The sequence below is a fragment of the Streptomyces sp. NPDC057137 genome, assembly GCF_042670825.1.
In the GTDB taxonomy this organism is placed as follows: Bacteria; Actinomycetota; Actinomycetes; order Streptomycetales; family Streptomycetaceae; genus Streptomyces.
The window spans coordinates 104,532-119,160 of the sequence record NZ_JBHUUW010000005.1 but is presented as its reverse complement, the minus strand read 5'-3'; the positions used below and the strand labels follow the sequence as shown (position 1 = coordinate 119,160).

15 protein-coding genes are annotated in these 14,629 nt (G+C 71.6%); 7 read left to right on the top strand and 8 right to left on the bottom strand.

The genetic code is table 11. The annotated features are described in order from the left end of the window. Window positions 1-4: 4 nt before the first annotated feature. Window positions 5-538: a GNAT family N-acetyltransferase gene (locus ACFT9I_RS06605; RefSeq protein ID WP_382561449.1), complete on the top strand. Its 534-nt coding sequence runs from the start codon at window positions 5-7 to the stop codon at window positions 536-538. Here the strand turns inward: ACFT9I_RS06605 and ACFT9I_RS06600 are convergent. Continuing rightward, window positions 519-1,922: an MFS transporter gene (locus ACFT9I_RS06600; RefSeq protein ID WP_382561646.1), complete on the bottom strand. Its 1,404-nt coding sequence runs from the start codon at window positions 1,920-1,922 to the stop codon at window positions 519-521. The two genes, ACFT9I_RS06605 and ACFT9I_RS06600, sit on opposite strands and share 20 nt — an antisense overlap. Before the next feature lie 258 nt (window positions 1,923-2,180). Further along, the gene (locus ACFT9I_RS06595) at window positions 2,181-2,669 is read right to left on the bottom strand and encodes a MarR family winged helix-turn-helix transcriptional regulator (protein ID WP_382561447.1); all 489 of its coding nucleotides are present in this window, start codon (window positions 2,667-2,669) and stop codon (window positions 2,181-2,183) included. Window positions 2,670-2,764: 95 nt separating this feature from the next. Between ACFT9I_RS06595 and ACFT9I_RS06590 the strand changes: the two genes are divergently transcribed. Together ACFT9I_RS06590 and ACFT9I_RS06585 are read left to right on the top strand one after the other, a co-directional pair. Then, entirely contained in the window at window positions 2,765-3,457 is a 693-nt protein-coding gene (locus ACFT9I_RS06590) for a TetR/AcrR family transcriptional regulator (RefSeq protein WP_382561445.1), read from the top strand. Window positions 3,458-3,500: 43 nt separating this feature from the next. Then, a complete protein-coding gene (locus tag ACFT9I_RS06585) occupies window positions 3,501-5,585 on the top strand; it encodes a HelD family protein (protein ID WP_382561443.1) in 2,085 nt (694 codons plus the stop codon). Window positions 5,586-5,667: 82 nt separating this feature from the next. Here ACFT9I_RS06585 and ACFT9I_RS06580 read toward each other — a convergent pair whose 3' ends face one another. Next, window positions 5,668-6,579 carry an aldo/keto reductase gene (locus ACFT9I_RS06580; protein ID WP_382561441.1) on the bottom strand — a complete coding sequence of 304 codons (912 nt, stop codon included), beginning with the start codon at window positions 6,577-6,579 and terminating at the stop codon, window positions 5,668-5,670. 99 nt (window positions 6,580-6,678) lie between these two features. Here ACFT9I_RS06580 and ACFT9I_RS06575 point away from each other — a divergent pair, with 99 nt between their 5' ends. Next, window positions 6,679-7,671, top strand: a complete 993-nt coding sequence (locus ACFT9I_RS06575) for a DUF5937 family protein (RefSeq protein WP_382561439.1) — start codon at window positions 6,679-6,681, stop codon at window positions 7,669-7,671. 49 nt (window positions 7,672-7,720) lie between these two features. Here ACFT9I_RS06575 and ACFT9I_RS06570 read toward each other — a convergent pair whose 3' ends face one another. Beyond that, on the bottom strand, window positions 7,721-8,656 hold the full coding sequence (locus ACFT9I_RS06570; RefSeq protein ID WP_382561644.1) for an aminoglycoside phosphotransferase family protein: 936 nt from the start codon (window positions 8,654-8,656) through the stop codon (window positions 7,721-7,723). Beyond that, the gene (locus tag ACFT9I_RS06565; RefSeq protein WP_382561437.1) at window positions 8,656-9,093 is read right to left on the bottom strand and encodes a cytidine deaminase family protein; all 438 of its coding nucleotides are present in this window, start codon (window positions 9,091-9,093) and stop codon (window positions 8,656-8,658) included. Before ACFT9I_RS06565 ends, ACFT9I_RS06570 begins: the two co-directional genes overlap by 1 nt. Window positions 9,094-9,217: 124 nt before the next feature. On the opposite strand from ACFT9I_RS06565, the gene ACFT9I_RS06560 reads away from it, so the two are divergent. Next, window positions 9,218-9,712 (top strand): GNAT family N-acetyltransferase, encoded by a 495-nt coding sequence (locus tag ACFT9I_RS06560; RefSeq protein WP_382561435.1) that lies wholly within the window; start codon window positions 9,218-9,220, stop codon window positions 9,710-9,712. Here the strand turns inward: ACFT9I_RS06560 and ACFT9I_RS06555 are convergent. Both ACFT9I_RS06555 and ACFT9I_RS06550 read right to left on the bottom strand, forming a co-directional pair. Further along, window positions 9,691-10,473 carry a GNAT family N-acetyltransferase gene (locus ACFT9I_RS06555; protein ID WP_382561433.1) on the bottom strand — a complete coding sequence of 261 codons (783 nt, stop codon included), beginning with the start codon at window positions 10,471-10,473 and terminating at the stop codon, window positions 9,691-9,693. The two genes, ACFT9I_RS06560 and ACFT9I_RS06555, sit on opposite strands and share 22 nt — an antisense overlap. Window positions 10,474-10,516: 43 nt before the next feature. Then, window positions 10,517-11,416, bottom strand: a complete 900-nt coding sequence (locus ACFT9I_RS06550) for a polysaccharide deacetylase family protein (RefSeq protein WP_382561431.1) — start codon at window positions 11,414-11,416, stop codon at window positions 10,517-10,519. A gap of 82 nt (window positions 11,417-11,498) precedes the next feature. Between ACFT9I_RS06550 and ACFT9I_RS06545 the strand changes: the two genes are divergently transcribed. Both ACFT9I_RS06545 and ACFT9I_RS06540 read left to right on the top strand, forming a co-directional pair. Next, entirely contained in the window at window positions 11,499-12,788 is a 1,290-nt protein-coding gene (locus tag ACFT9I_RS06545; RefSeq protein WP_382561429.1) for an epoxide hydrolase family protein, read from the top strand. A gap of 27 nt (window positions 12,789-12,815) precedes the next feature. After that, window positions 12,816-13,424 carry a DUF1877 family protein gene (locus tag ACFT9I_RS06540; RefSeq protein WP_382561427.1) on the top strand — a complete coding sequence of 203 codons (609 nt, stop codon included), beginning with the start codon at window positions 12,816-12,818 and terminating at the stop codon, window positions 13,422-13,424. Here ACFT9I_RS06540 and ACFT9I_RS06535 read toward each other — a convergent pair. Next, window positions 13,408-14,562 (bottom strand): DUF4037 domain-containing protein, encoded by a 1,155-nt coding sequence (locus tag ACFT9I_RS06535; protein ID WP_382561426.1) that lies wholly within the window; start codon window positions 14,560-14,562, stop codon window positions 13,408-13,410. The two genes, ACFT9I_RS06540 and ACFT9I_RS06535, sit on opposite strands and share 17 nt — an antisense overlap. Between the last annotated feature and the right edge of the window lie 67 nt (window positions 14,563-14,629).

The following is a 14,629-nucleotide window of genomic DNA, read 5'->3' as shown; positions in this document are numbered from 1 at the left end:
GCGCATGACCGAGATCCGCACGCCCCGCCTCCTCCTCCGCCGCTGGACCGACGACGACCTCGCCGCCATGGCCGAGATCAACTCGGACCCGCAGGTCATGCGCTGGATCGGCGACGGCTCGGTCCGCGACCTCGACGAGACGGCCGAGGACATCGAGCGCTGGGAGGAGGAGTGGGACGAGGAGGGCTTCGGACTCTTCGCGATCGAACTGCTCGCCTCGGGAGAGATGATCGGCTTCGCCGGCCTCTCCGTTCCCGAGTACCTGCCCGAGGTGCTGCCCGACGTGGAGATCAGCTGGCGGCTCGGCGCCCAGTTCTGGGGCCAGGGTTACGCCTCCGAGGCGGCCCACGCCGTGCTGGAGTTCGCCCTCCAGGACCGGGGTCTGGAGCGTGTCGTCGCCGTCAACCGGATGGGCAACGACGAGTCCGAGAACGTGCTGCGCAAGCTGGACCTGGTCCTCGACCGCGAGACGAAGCACCCCGAGTACGGCTTCGCGCTGAACATCCACTCCATCGACCTCACCGAGTACGAGGCCTGAGCACCGCGAACGCGACCACGAACGCGCTGATCAGCAGTCCGGCCCCGACGCCGAAGGCCAGGTGGTAGCCGCCGGTCAGCGCCGCGGCCCCGCTCGCACCGTCCGCCAGCAGGCTCTCGCTCCGCGAGGCCGCCAGCGTCGACAGGACGGCGACGCCCACCGCGCCACCGATCTGCTGCGCCGTGTTGAACAGCCCCGACACCAGCCCCGCGTCCTCTTCCCCCGCGCCGGACATCCCGAGCGACGTCAGGGCCGGGAGGGCGAGCCCGAAACCGGCGGCCAGCAGCATCAGCGGCAGCAGATCGGTCGCGTAGTTCGCGTGCTCGGGCACCCGGGTGAGCAGTACGAGCAGAGTGATCAGCAGCAGAAGGCCGGTCAGCAGGACGTTGCGCTCGCCGAAACGGGCGTTCAGCCGGGCGGAGACCCCCAGCGACACGGCGCCGATGACGACCGCGGCCGGGAGCATCGCGAGACCGGTCTCGGCTGCGTCGTATCCGAGCACCCGCTGGAGGTGCAGCGCCAGGACGATCTGGAACGAGAACAGCGCGGCGACCATCAGCATCTGGACGACGTTCGCCCCGACGACACTGCGCGAACGGAAGATCCGCAGCGGCAGGAGCGGGGTCCTGGCGGTCGCCTGGCGGGCGACGAACGCGCCGATGAGGGCGAGCGCGAGGGCGCCGAGACCCAGGGTGTGGGCCGAGACCCAGCCGTACTGCTCGACCTTGACGACGGTGTAGATCCCCAGCATCAGCCCGGCGGTGATGAGCAGCGCGCCGATGACGTCGGCGCCGGAGGCGAGGTTGCGGCCCTTGCCCGTGCCTCTGTCGCCGGGCAGTACGTCGCCGGGCAGTACGTCGCGGGGCAGTACGTCGCGGGGCAGTACGCGGACGGCGAGGGCGAGAGCGGCGAGCCCTATCGGCAGGTTGATGAAGAAGATCCAGTGCCAGCTCAGGGCGTCGGTGAGGAGCCCGCCCACCACCTGGCCGATGGACGCCCCGGCCGCGCCGGTGAAGCTGAAGACGGCGATGGCCCTGGCCCGTTCCCCGGGCTCGGTGAACAGCGTGACGAGGATGCCGAGGCTGACCGCCGCCGCCATCGCGCTGCCGACGCCTTGCAGGAAGCGGGCCGCGATCAGTACGGCGGGGGAGGTGGCAGCGCCCGCCAGGAGCGAGGCGGCGGTGAACACGCCGGTGCCCGCGAGGAACATGCGCTTGCGTCCCAGCAGGTCGCCGAGCCGGCCCGCGAGGAGCAGCAGGCTGCCGAAGGCGATCAGGTAGGCGTTCACGACCCAGCTGAGGCCGGCGGGGGAGAAGCCGAGGTCGTCCTGGATGGCGGGCATCGCGACGGTGACGATGGAGCCGTCGAGGACGATCATCAGCATGCCGGAGGCGAGGACGCCGAGGGCGAGCGCGCGGGTGCGGCGTGAGGTCCGGGGTGGGGTGGTGAGTGCTGTGTCTGCGCTTGTGCCGGCGCTCGTGCCTGCGCCTGTCTCTGCGTCTGTCTCTGTGGACATGGGTCTCTCCTGTCGATGGCTCGCCCTCAATGGGGCAACAGGAAAGAACTCTAGCGGATAGTTCCGTTGCAGACTATCTCTCTCGGAAGTTCCTCGGTCTTCCTTGGTCGCCGGCGCTCCCGGCGGCTACTTCTCGCGCTGGCGCGCCCGTCGCGCCGCTCGCGGAGTCTCGGACGGCGTCGCCAACTCCCCCTCGGTCAGGCCGTTCATGAACCGCAGGAAGGTCTCGCGGTCGGCGTCGGAGAAGGCCGACAGTGCCTGCCGGTGCACGCCGTCGACGATCTCCTGGCTCCGCACGGCGAGCCGGGCGCCCTCCTTCGTGACCGCGATGATCCGCGCGCGCCGGTCCGTGCTGGACGGCCTGCGCTCGGCGAGTCCGGCCTTCTCCAGGGCGTCCACGGTGACGACCATCGTGGTCTTGTCCATGTCGCCGATCTCGGCGAGCTGGATCTGGGTGCGCTCCTTCTCCAGGGCGTGCACCAGCACGCAGTGCATGCGCGCGGTGAGCCCGATCTCGGCGAGCCCGGCCGACATGCGGGTACGCAGGACGTGACTGGTGTGGTCGAGGAGGTAGGAGAGATCCGGTTCGGTGCGGGCGGGCGTCATGGCGGTCATGCTCACCAGCGTAACAATTCGGTCCGTGACGGATTATCCGGAAGGGGATTTTCCGGGCGCTCCGACCTGCCCCGTGCTGCGTACGCTTCATCCCCATGAGCGAGACGACGGGTGCGAAGGGCGAGACGACGGGGGCGGCGGTGGACGGTCTGCGCGAGCGCAAGAAGCGGCAGACGTACGAGCGGCTGTCCGAGACGGCGATCGCGCTCTTCCTGGAGAGGGGCTTCGAGAAGGTGTCGGTGGCCGAGATCGCCGCTGCCGCCGACGTCTCGAAGCCGACGCTCTTCCGCTACTTCCCCGCCAAGGAGGACCTGGTCCTGCACCGGTTCGCCGACCACGAGGACGAGGCGGCGCGGGTGGTCGCGGGCGAGGGGGCGGGGGCGCCGCTGGAGGCGCTGCACCGGCACTTCGCGGACGGGCTGGCCCGCCGGGACCCGGTGACCGGGCTCAACGACGATCCGCGAGTGCTCGCCTTCCACGGTCTGCTGTACGGGACTCCGTCGCTGGTCGCGCGGGCGTACGCGTATCAGGGCCGGTCGGAGGCCGTGCTGGCGAGCGCGTTGACGGGGGCCTTGATGGGGGCACGCCTCCCGGGCGGGCCGGTGGTGGCCGCACGGCTCGCGGCCGGTCAGATCGTCGCCGTGCAGCGCGTACTCGCCGAGGAGAACTGGCGGCGGATCGCGGCAGGCGAGAGCGCCGACGGGGTGTATCCGGACGCGGTGGCGGCGGCGGAGCTGGGGTTCGGGCAGTTGCGGGACGGGCTCACCTTCGGGCCGCAGGTGAACTGAATCTCGGTAATAAACTTTACTCGGTTGCGTTATTCTCGATGGAATGACGTCACTCGACCCTCTCGACCATGAGCTGAGCCACGCGCTCGGCGCAGAGCGGACCTACCACGACACCTGCCGTACGGCCCTGAAGGGCATGATCGACGGCGCCGAGGAACGGGTCGCCACCGGCGCCGACGTCTCCGCCTCCGGGGCGGACGCGGAAGTCCTCGGCTACCAATTCCGCAGCCAGGCAAAGGAGTTGGCCGAACTTCCGGACGGCCCGCTGTTCTTCGGGCGCCTGGACTTCGGACCGGGCGGTGGCGATCACGCCGGGCAGAGCTACCACATCGGCCGTATCCGGATCAGCGAACACCCGGCGTCCCCGCCCCTCGTGATCGACTGGCGTGCCCCCGTCTCCCGGGCGTTCTACCAGGCCCGCGCCGCCGATCCGCGCGGCGTAGCCGTCCGCCGCCGGTTCGGCTGGGCGCCGTGGAGCAGGGGGGTGTCGGAGGATCTGACGGGCCTGGAGGACGAATCCCTCCAGGCGGCCGGCGATACCGATGCGACGACCGGACCGGGTTCGGTCCCCGGCCCAGGCTCGGCCCCCGGCGCGATCCTCGCCGGTGAGATCGAGCGCCCGCGCGTCGGCCCCATGCGCGACATCGTCGCCACCATCCAGCCCGAGCAGGACGATCTCGTACGGGACGAACTCGCCACGTCCGTCTGCGTCCAGGGCGCCCCGGGCACCGGCAAGACCGCCGTCGGCCTGCACCGCGCCGCGTACCTCCTCTACACCCACCCCGACCGGATCAAGCGCGGCGGACTGCTCATCCTCGGGCCGAACCGCACGTTCCTCTCCTACATCGCCGAGGTGCTGCCCTCCCTCGGCGAGACGGGCGTCCGCCAGTCGACGGTCGAGGACGAGGTCGCGCGCCACCCGGTCCGGGCCGAGGACGACGAGGCCGCCGCGCTCGTCAAACACGACGTGCGGATGGCGGCCGTGCTGCGCCGCGCGCTGTACGGGCGGGTGCGCGCCCCCGTCAACTCCCTTGAGCTGCCGGACGGTTCGTACCGCTGGCGGCTGCCGGTCGCCGACCTGGAGCAGATCGTCGCCGACGTACGGCAGGAGGCGCCGCCGTACGCGATCGGCCGCGAGCGCGTCCGCACCCGCGCCGTACGGCTGATCCAGCAGCAGGCCGAACGGCGCTCGGGCGTCAGGAGCAACGCCTGGCTCCAGAAGATCTCCCGCGCCCGGCCGGTCTCCGCGTTCGTGGACGAGGTCTGGCCGAAGGTGAGCCCGGAGGAGGTCGTCGCGGAGCTGCTGGCGGATCCCGCCGACGCCGCCGACGGCATCCTCGACGCGGCCGAGCGGCGCGCGCTGACGTGGGCGCGGCCTCGTTCCGCGCGTACGGCCCCGTGGTCCGCCGCCGATCTGCTGCTCCTGGACGAGGTGGCCGGACTCCTCGAACGCCAGGACAGCTACGGCCACATCGTGGTGGACGAGGCCCAGGACCTCTCCCCGATGCAGTGCCGCGCCATTGCCCGCCGCGCCGGATTCGGCTCGCTGACCGTGCTCGGCGACCTGGCGCAGGGCACCACCCCGTGGGCCGCCCGCAGTTGGCCGGAACACCTCGCGCATCTGGGGGCGCCCGACGCGTCGGTGGCTCAACTGACGGTCGGATTCCGCGTACCCGGCGCGATCGTGTCACTGACGAACCGGCTGCTCGGCACCCTGGAGGTGGATCTGCCGCCCGCCCGGTCCCTGCGCGCGGACGGCGAACTGCGTATCGAGAAGGTGCCGGAGGCGGCGGGGATGGGCGCGGCCGTGGTCGGGGCGGTACGGGCGGCGCTGCCGTACGAGGGGTCGATCGCAGTCATCGCGGCCGACACCGACATCGCGCGCCTGCGCGAGGCGCTGACCGGGGCGGGCCTGGCGCCCGCGTCCCCCGCCCCCGGCGAACTGGGCGCCCGCGTCACGCTGTTGCCCGCGTCGCTCGCCAAGGGCCTCGAATACGACCATGTCGTCGCCGTCGAACCGGCCACGATCGCGGCATCCGAACGACGCGGCGCGCACCGGCTGTACGTGGTGCTGACGAGGGCGGTGTCGCGGCTGCATGTGCTGCACAGCGCGGAGCTGCCGTTCTAGCCGTTCTGGCCGTTCTGGGCGTTCTGGGCGTGCGGAGCCGGAGGCAAGGCGCCCCAGGGGGTGTCTTGTCGATCAGGCCGGATCAGGGAGCGAGGTCAGAAAACGAGGCCAGGGCCGTGAGTTCGTCCTCGGTCAGCCGCAGCGAGCCTGCGGCGACGTTCTGGGCGAGGTGGTCGAGGTCGCCGGTGCCGGGGATGGCCAGGACGTGGGAGCCCTGGTGCAGGGTCCATGCCAGCCGGATCTGGGCCGCGCTCACACCATGGGCGCGGGCGGCGGTCCGCACGGCCCGGCTGTCGTCGGTGGTCGCGCCGGCGTCGCGTCCGGTGCCGGCGATGGAGTAGAAGGGCACGAAGGCGATGCCTTGCTCGCCGCAGAGGTCCACCAGTTCCTTCTGCTCGGCCGACGCACCGACGCCGTACATGTTCTGGACGCAGACCACCGGCGCGATGGCCCGGGCCTCGGCGAGGTGGTGGGGGCGGATGTTGGACAGGCCCAAGTGCCTGATGAGTCCGGCCGCGCGCAGATCGGCCAGTGCTCCGAAGCGTTCCGCGACGGAGTCGGTGCCGACGACGCGCAGGTTCACCACGTCGAGGTGGTCGCGGCCGAGCTGGCGCAGGTTCTCCTCGACCTGGCCGCGCAGTTGGCCGGGGGTGGCGTGCGGCAGCCACTGGCCGGCGAGGTCGCGGCCGGGGCCGACCTTGGTGGTGATGACGAGGTCGTCCGGGTAGGGGGCCAGCGCATGGTTGATCAGTTCGTTGGCCGACCGCAGCGGTGAGAAGTAGAACGCGGCGGTGTCGAGGTGGTTCACACCCAGCTCGACCGCGCGGCGCAGCACGTTGATCGCCTGGTCCCGGTCGCGTGGGACGGTGTCGGCGGCGAAGGCCGCGCCGGTCTGGGGCAGGCGCATCGTGCCGAAGCCGATCCGGTGGACCGTGCGGTCGCCGAGCGTCCAGGTGCCGGATGCCGCTGCAGAGGGGGTCGTCGGTGTGGTCATGGCGTGATGATGTTCGCCCGGGAGGCCGCCCTGCCATTGATTAAGGTATGACTGAATCGAACCGAATCGAACCGAATCGAACGCATCCCCCGAGGAGTGGTGGTCTTGGCGGCGCTGGCGTTCTCGGTGGGGGATCTGGCGCGGGTGCGGTTCGCCGTCTCTCCGATGTGGGAGGTCGCGCCCAGCTTGCGGTTGCTGCGGTCCGGCACCGTGCATCCGGTCCACCGTCCGTGGGCCGACCAGGTACGGCCGCGCCTGCTGGCCGCCGGGCTGGACCGGGGCTGGCTGTCCGAGCTGGTGCCGCCCGCCCGCTATGTCCCCGACTTCCTCAACCCCGCCCCCCTCGTGCCGACTCCCGCACCGCAGGACGAGTGGGACGCGATCCGGGCCTCGCCCGCCGACCGGGTACGCCGGGATCTGGAGCACCTGGCCCGCCACGAGGGCGGCCTCGGCCCCCGGCTGCGGGCCTTGCACGCCGACCCGCCGGGGCGTCTGGCCAAGCTCGTCGAAGAGATCGAAACGTACTGGGAGCTGGCACTCGCCCCCTACTGGGCGCGCATCCGGGCCGTACTGGACGCGGACATCCTCCACCGGGCCCGCATGGTCGCCGAACACGGCGCGGGCCACCTCCTCAACGACCTGCACGCCTCGCTGAGCTGGGACGACGACGTGCTGCGGGTCAACGGCCGAAAGCAGCCGATGACGCGCACGAGCGCGGGCGCGGGGCTGCTGCTGATCCCCTCCGCCTTCACCGGGCCGGGCGTGCGCACCCGGACGGCGCCGCCCGATCCACCGCAACTCGCCTATCCGGCACGCGGCATCGGCTCGCTGTGGTCAACACGGCCTGCCACCCGGACCGGTGCGCTCTCCGCCGTACTCGGCCGCTCGCGAGCCCTGCTGCTCACCGAGCTGCAGACCCCCGCCTCCACCACACAGTTGGCCCACCGCACCGGACTGTCCCCCGCCGGGGTGTCCCAGAATCTCACCGCGCTGAAGGACGCGGGCCTGGTCAGTGCGCACCGCGCCGGCCGCTCCGTTCTCTACGCCCGCACGGCTGCGGCCGAGACTCTTCTCCAGGCCGCCTCCACCTGAGATCCGGTCACCCCCCGAAGCGTCTTCGAAGCCGGCCGCCGGACAGGTCCTAGGACGTGGCCTGATCGGCCAGGACCTCGGTGATCACATGGCGCGCGTTGGCCGCGAGGGGCGGGTTCGTGTGGAGGTAGTACGGGAGTTGGTTGAGCGCCATCAACAGCGCCCAGCCGCGTCCGCGCGCCCATGTCGCGTCGTCGGCGTCCAGGGCGGTGCGGAAGCCGTCCCGTACGCCGGCCGGGAGGAGGTTCCACGCGGGGATCAGGTCGGAGGCGGGTTCGCCCACCCCCACGGTGCCGAAGTCGATGACGCCGCTGAGCCGTCCGCTGTCGGCTCCGTTGGCCCCGTTGGCCCCGTCCGCCCCGTGGACGCCCTCGACCAGCAGATTTCCCGGCATCAGATCGGAGTGGAGCCAGACAGGCGGGCCGTCCCACTCGGGCGCTCGCAGGGACGCCTCCCACGCCGCCGTCGCCGCTTCGGTGTCGATGAGCCCGCCCAGCTCACGGAGCCGGGCGATGGCCGCGCGCGCCCCGTCGTCGTGCGCGGACAGCGGCCCGCTCCGGTAGGCGGGCGGCCCGTCCGTGGCGTCGATCCGGCGCAGCGCCAGGACGAAGTCGGCCAAGTCCGTTGCCAGCAGCTCGGGTTCGGTGAGATGCCCGGCCTCCGGGTGGGCCCCGTCGAGCCAGCGGTAGACCGACCACGGCCAGGGGTAGCCCTCGGCGGGCGTGCCCGCGCCGAGGACGACGGGGATGGGGACCGGGAGTTGCGGGGCGAGCGACGGCAGCCAGCGCTGCTCCTTCGCCAGGTCCTCGACGCCTCCCTCGATACGGGGGAGCCGTACGGCCATGTCGTCCCCGAGCCGGTACACGGCGTTGACGGTGCCGCTGGACGGGAAGGGCTCGATCGGCAGCCCGGCCCAGTGCGGGAACTGCGCGGCGAGCAGCCGGTGTACGAGAGCGACATCGGTCGGTACCTCGTCGGCGTGCATCATGCGGGGTCCGCCGCGTGCTCGGCGACCTCGTAGGCGTACGGCAGCAGCTCCCGTACCGGCACGGCCCGCAGACCGTTCTCCGCCCCCACGACGACCTCGATCCGCGGGAAGTAGTCCAGCAGCACCTGCCGGCAGCGCCCGCACGGCGGCAGCACCCCCCGCCCGTCGCTCCCGACGGCCACGACGGTGACCAGGTCGTACGCGCCGACGGCCGCGGCCGCGCCGATGGTCACCAGCTCGGCGCAGGGACCGCCGGTGAAGTGGTACACGTTCATACCGGTGACGATCCGGCCGTCACGGTCGCGGGCGGCGCAGGCCACGGTGTGGTCGTCGCCCTTGGCATGGGCCACGACGAGGCGGGTCGCCGCGTCGACGAGTTCGGCCAGTTCATCATCGAGTTCATGATCGAGTTCATGATCGAGGTCAGCAGTCACGCGACGGAACGGTACTCGTGGGCGGCTGCCGGCCCCACCGAATATGCCGCCGTACGGCCTCTGACGTGCGTTCCGAGCCGGAAATTCCCAGCGTGACCCGGCCGCCGCCCGCTAACGTGCGGACGTGCCCGAACTTCAGCTGCTCCGCCTCGACCATGCCCCCGCACTGCTCGCCTTCGAGCAGGAGAACCGGGCCTACTTCGCCGCGTCGATTCCCGACCGGGGTGACGCGTACTTCACCGGTTTCGGCGAGCGGCACGCGGACCTGCTCGCCGAGCAGGCGACCGGGCTGTGCTACTTCCACGTGCTGGTGAACGGTGACGGCGGCACGACGAACGAGGTCGTCGGGCGCGTCAACCTCGTCGACGTGGCGGACGGTTCGGCCGAGCTGGGATACCGGATCGCCGAGAAGGCGGCCGGCAAGGGCCTGGCGACGGACGCCGTCCGGCGGATCTGTGTGCTGGCCGCCGAGACGTACGGGCTGACGGAGCTGCGCGCGAAGACGACCGACGACAACACCGCTTCGCGCGCGGTGCTGGAGCGTACGGGATTCGTGACCACCGGCAGGATCGAACTCACCGGCCGCCCCGGAACGACCTATATCCGCACGCTGAGCTGAGCGCCCAGCTCCCGGAAACCGAGCGCCGCCGCCACTCGCCGCGAGGGGTACGGCCGGGCCCGCCACTGCGGCAGCAGACCGGCGTCGAGCGCGTGCGACACCGCCGCCGACGCCACGATCGTCGCCAGGCCCCGGCCCCGGTGGTGCGGGGCGACCAGGACGCACAGGTGGGCGACCGACCGGGGCCAGGCCGCATAACCGGCCGCCGCGACCACGTCACCGCCCTCGCCCCCGCCGCCGCCCTCCCGGAGCAGGAACGCCGGTGAGGTGATCTCGTCCAGACCCGCCTCGTCCGCGTCGTCCTTCCCGACGGTGGCCAGCAGCGCGTTGAGCGCGCCCGCGTCGCTCGCCGCCCGCTCGACGGTGCCGCCCGTCTCCTCGGGACGCGCCTTCGCGGGTACGAACGGTACGAACGAATCCCGGCCCCGCTCCAGGTAGCTGAGCGCGGCGGGCCCCAGCACGTCGAGCAGCGGAGCCGTACCGCTCAGTGCCACGCCGAGCCGGACCGGGTCGACCAGTTCCTCGTACGACAGCTGCCGTGCCGCCTCGCCCATCGCCTCGGCGCTCCGCGCGTCCGGCGCGGTGATGACGGCGGCGTCACCGATCCGTACGATCCCGGCCCAGCCCGGCGGACAGAGCAGCGAGTCGGGCGCGACCACGACGTCGGCGGGGGAGGTGAACTCCACTGGAACGCCTGCGAGTTCGGTCCACAGGGCGCGTGCGTGGGTCACCGCCGAAGGCGCGTCGGTCTGCTGGTCCATGCCGAGAACGGTAGGACGGAACACCGGCCCGGCGCGACCGACTTCATCCCTCTGCGTGGTGCGCGTGGTGCGCGTGGTGCGCGTAGTGCTCGGCGATCTCGTCGCTCGTCGTCAGCCAGACGCCCGGGTGGTTCGCGATGTGCTCCAGCGCCTGGTCCAGATACTTGTGCCGGAACGGCTGGTTGATGACGAACGGATGCAGCACCAGCGACATCACCCGCCCGCTGTCCGCCGCGTCCTCGTACAACTGCTCAAGCTGGTCCTTGACGATCCGCACGAAGTCCGGACCGCTGAGGCTCTTGCCGACGAACAGGCTGATGTCGTTGACCTCGATGGAGTACGGGACGCTCAGCATGCCGGGCACGTTGAGCCGGTACGGCTGGTCGTCGTTCGACCAGTCCAGCAGATAGCTCAGGCCCAACTCGGCCAGCAGCGCCGGGGTTTGGAACGTCTCGGTGAGCGCCGGACCCAGCCAGCCGCGCGGGCGCCGGCCGGTGTCCCGCTCGATGGTGTCGACCACCTCGGTGAGATACGCGCGCTCCTCGTCGACGGTCATGTCGGCCTGGAAGATGGAGTTGTTCCTGCCGTGCGCGATCCACGCCCAGTCCCGGTCGCGGCCCGCGCGGACGATCTGCGGATAGCGGGTGCCGACGTCGGAGTTGAGCATCACGCTCGCCCGTACGCGGTGCCGGTCGAGGCTGTCGATCAGCCGCCAGATGCCGACCCGGGGGCCGTAGTCGCGCCAGCCGTAGTTCAACGGGTCGGGTGCGAGGCCGGCGGTGCCCGCGAAGATGCTCGTGGAGGGGCGGTCGACCTGGTAGTGCTCGACGTTGAGCCCTACGTAGAAGGCGATACGGGCGCCGTTCGGCCAGTGGATGGCGGGACGTTCGGTGATCGGGCTGTAGTCGAAGAGTTCGTTGTCCATGGCCACAGATTCAGACACTGACATCAGTGTGAGGGTCAAGGCGAAGGCAAGGTGAAAATGGGTGGGGCTGTCCGGGCGGCCGGAATTACGATGCGTGACCATGAGCCCCGATCCGTCCGATCCGTCCGATCCTGGTCCGTCCGATCCGTCCGATCCTGATCCGTCCGGGTCCGACCTCTCCCGCCCTTCCTCCATCAGCCCGTTCCGTATCGACATCCCGCAAGGTGACCTGGACGATCTCCACGACCGTCTCGACCGCGCCCGCTGGCCCGACGAACTGCCGGGCGCGGGCTGGGCGTACGGCATCCCGCTCGACCACCTGCGCGAGCTGGCGCACCACTGGCGGCACACGTACGACTGGCGGGCGGCCGAGGCGGAGCTGAACCGGTGGCCGCAGTTCACCACCACGATCGACGGCGCGAACATCCACTTCGCCCACATCCGCTCGCCGGAACCGGACGCGACGCCGCTGATCATGACGCACGGCTGGCCGGGCTCGCTGGTCGAGTTCGCGGACGTGGCGGGCCCGCTCACCGACCCCCGCGCACACGGCGGCGACCCGGCCGACGCGTTCCACCTGGTGCTGCCGAGCATCCCCGGCTTCGGTCTCTCCGGTCCCACGCGGGAGAAGGGCTGGGAGTTCCGGCGGGTGGCCGAGGCGTTCGCCGTACTGATGGAGCGGCTGGGCTACGAGCGGTACGGCACCCAGGGCGGCGACTGGGGAGCGGCCGTCTCCCGCGAACTGGGCCGCATCCGGCCCGGCAACGTCGTCGGCGTACACCTCAATCTGCTGCCGGGCGGCGGCCAGCCGCACGAGCCGACCGAGGCGGAACTGGCCCCGCTGAGCCCGGAGGAGCGCCGGCGTACGCAGGCGTCGTGGGAGCGGGGGCGGGAGTTCGCCCGGGACCGCCAGGGGTACGCCGACATCCAGTCGACGCGCCCGCAGACGCTGGCGTACGGCCTGACGGACTCGCCGGTCGGTCAACTGGCCTGGATCGCCGAGAAGTTCCACGAATGGGCCGACACGACGGACGGCCGCCCTTACGGCGCCATCGACCGCGACCGGCTGCTCACGAACGTGATGCTGTACTGGCTGACCGGCACCATCGGCTCGTCAGTCCGCATCTACTACGAGCGGGCGCACGCCGCCTACTGGGGCTCGCCGCCCGACCCGTCCACGGTCCCGACCGCGCTGGCCGACTTCGCGCACGACAACTTCATTCCGCTGCGCCACATCGCGGACCTGACGAACAACATCACGCGCTGGACCTCGTACGACCGGGGCGGCCATTTCGCGGCCCTGGAGGTGCCGGAGCTGCTGGTGGCGGACGTACGGGAGTTCTTCCGCGTATTCCGAACATTCGGCACGTTCGGCACGCTCCGGAAGTGAGAGGGGTGGGACGCGGTGGGCTTCTGGATGACTCTGTCGCGGCACGACGCGGCGCAGGTGGCCGCGCTCCTTCGGCACCCGGACGGGGAGCGGGCGGGCCGGCTGCGGCTGTGGGAGGCCTGGGACGAGGGGGCGGGCGGCTCGCCCGCGCTGGAGTTCGTCGAGGAGAGCCACGGCATCGCCCGTAACTGGGACGGCATGCACGTTCTGCTGACCGGCTGCGTCAACCACACCGACGAGGACCACGAGGTGCCCTGCGGCCCGGTGCCCGCGCGGGACGTGGTGCTGGGCGGGCTGCCCCTCATGAGCAAGGGCCAGGACGACTTGGAGGACAGCGCTCTCCGCCTCGGCAACGCGCGGCTGCTGCTGCCCGCCGAGGTGCGCGCGGCGGAGCGGTTCCTGCGGTCCTTCGCCGCACGGGACACGGACATCGCCGCCCGGATACGCGAGCGCGCGGCGCTGATCGAGGCGGCCGACGTGTACTCCTTCCGCATGCTGGTCGGATCGCCCGACGGCCGCGCGACGCGCATGAGCATGATCGAGGACGGTTCGCTGGCGGAGAGCCTGCGGGTGGTGCGCGACTTCTACGCCCGCGCGGCGGCGGCCGGGAACGCGGTCGTCAAGGAGATCTCGTGACGTTGACGTTGACGTTGACGTTGAGGGCGAGGGCGTCGACCGCGGCGCGTCGGGGGCCGGTCAGCCCGAGGAAGTCCGTGCTGTCCGCCCACTGATCCACCCCGCCGGTGAGCAGCAGACCGCGCAGTTCGGGGTCGGTGACGGTCGCCGCCAGGGCCTGGGCGAAGCGTTCGGCGTGCAGCACCTGGAACGGCCTGTCGTGGTACGGCCGGCGCGCCGGGTCCACCGGGTCCGCGAGACCGGTCCCGTTCTGGAGCGTGGCCACGAACTCGTACGCGTCACCGAGATGCCGCTCCCGTACCGGATACTCCGTCGCCGCCAGGGCGCCCGCCAGCGACGGCGTCAGCTCCTCGGCGACCGCGAGCCGCGCGAAGGCGCTGCCGAGCCACTTGCTGTACGGGGCGTACGTCCGCTCCAACAGCAGGCACAGCCGCATCAGATCACGCACCAGCCGCCCCGCGACGACCGCCGACCCGAGGTCGTCCCCCGCCTCCGCGCACCGGCCGACGAAAGCCTCCTCCTGGGAGATCCGCTGCCACTGACAGGCCAGCAGATAGCGCCACACCTGATCGGGGTACCAGGCCAGCCGGGCCCGCGCCGCGCCCAGCGTGCCGCCGAGGCCGTGCGTGTCGAGTCCGTCGTGGAACACGGCGCCGCCGGTGACCTCCGCGAGGCGCTGCTGCGGCATGGCGAGCCAGTCGCGTACGGACGGCTCCGCCGCCGCCACCCCCAGCTCGGTGCGCAGCCAGTTACCGACATCGTCGACCGAGACGCGGTGGTCGACCTCCCCCTCCGTCAACTCCATCAAGCCGATGGGGACTTCGGGGTCGTGGCGACGGAAGTGCGTGGGCCAGCCGCGTACGTGCTTCGGCAGCCGTACCGCGAGCAGCCGGCGCAGCTCCGCCCCGTGCTCGGCGGCCTCGTCCGGCGCGAGGAACAGATTCAGGCGCGGCCCCCACTCGTGGTCGGCGGACCGGGCCGAGTCGAACCCGAGCACCTCGGAGCCGGAGCCGACGCGCGCGGCGGCGTAGCGCAGCCCCGGATACGCGCTGTCGAGGATGGGCCGTACCGCCTCCTCGTACAGGATGCGTGAGAGGTCGAGGCCGGGGATGAAGTCGGGGCGGGGGTGGGGGTGCACGTTGCTCACTGTGCCGGACGGGACGGGAGGTCGGCCACGCAATATGGCCCCGTGTACGGACCCCGTC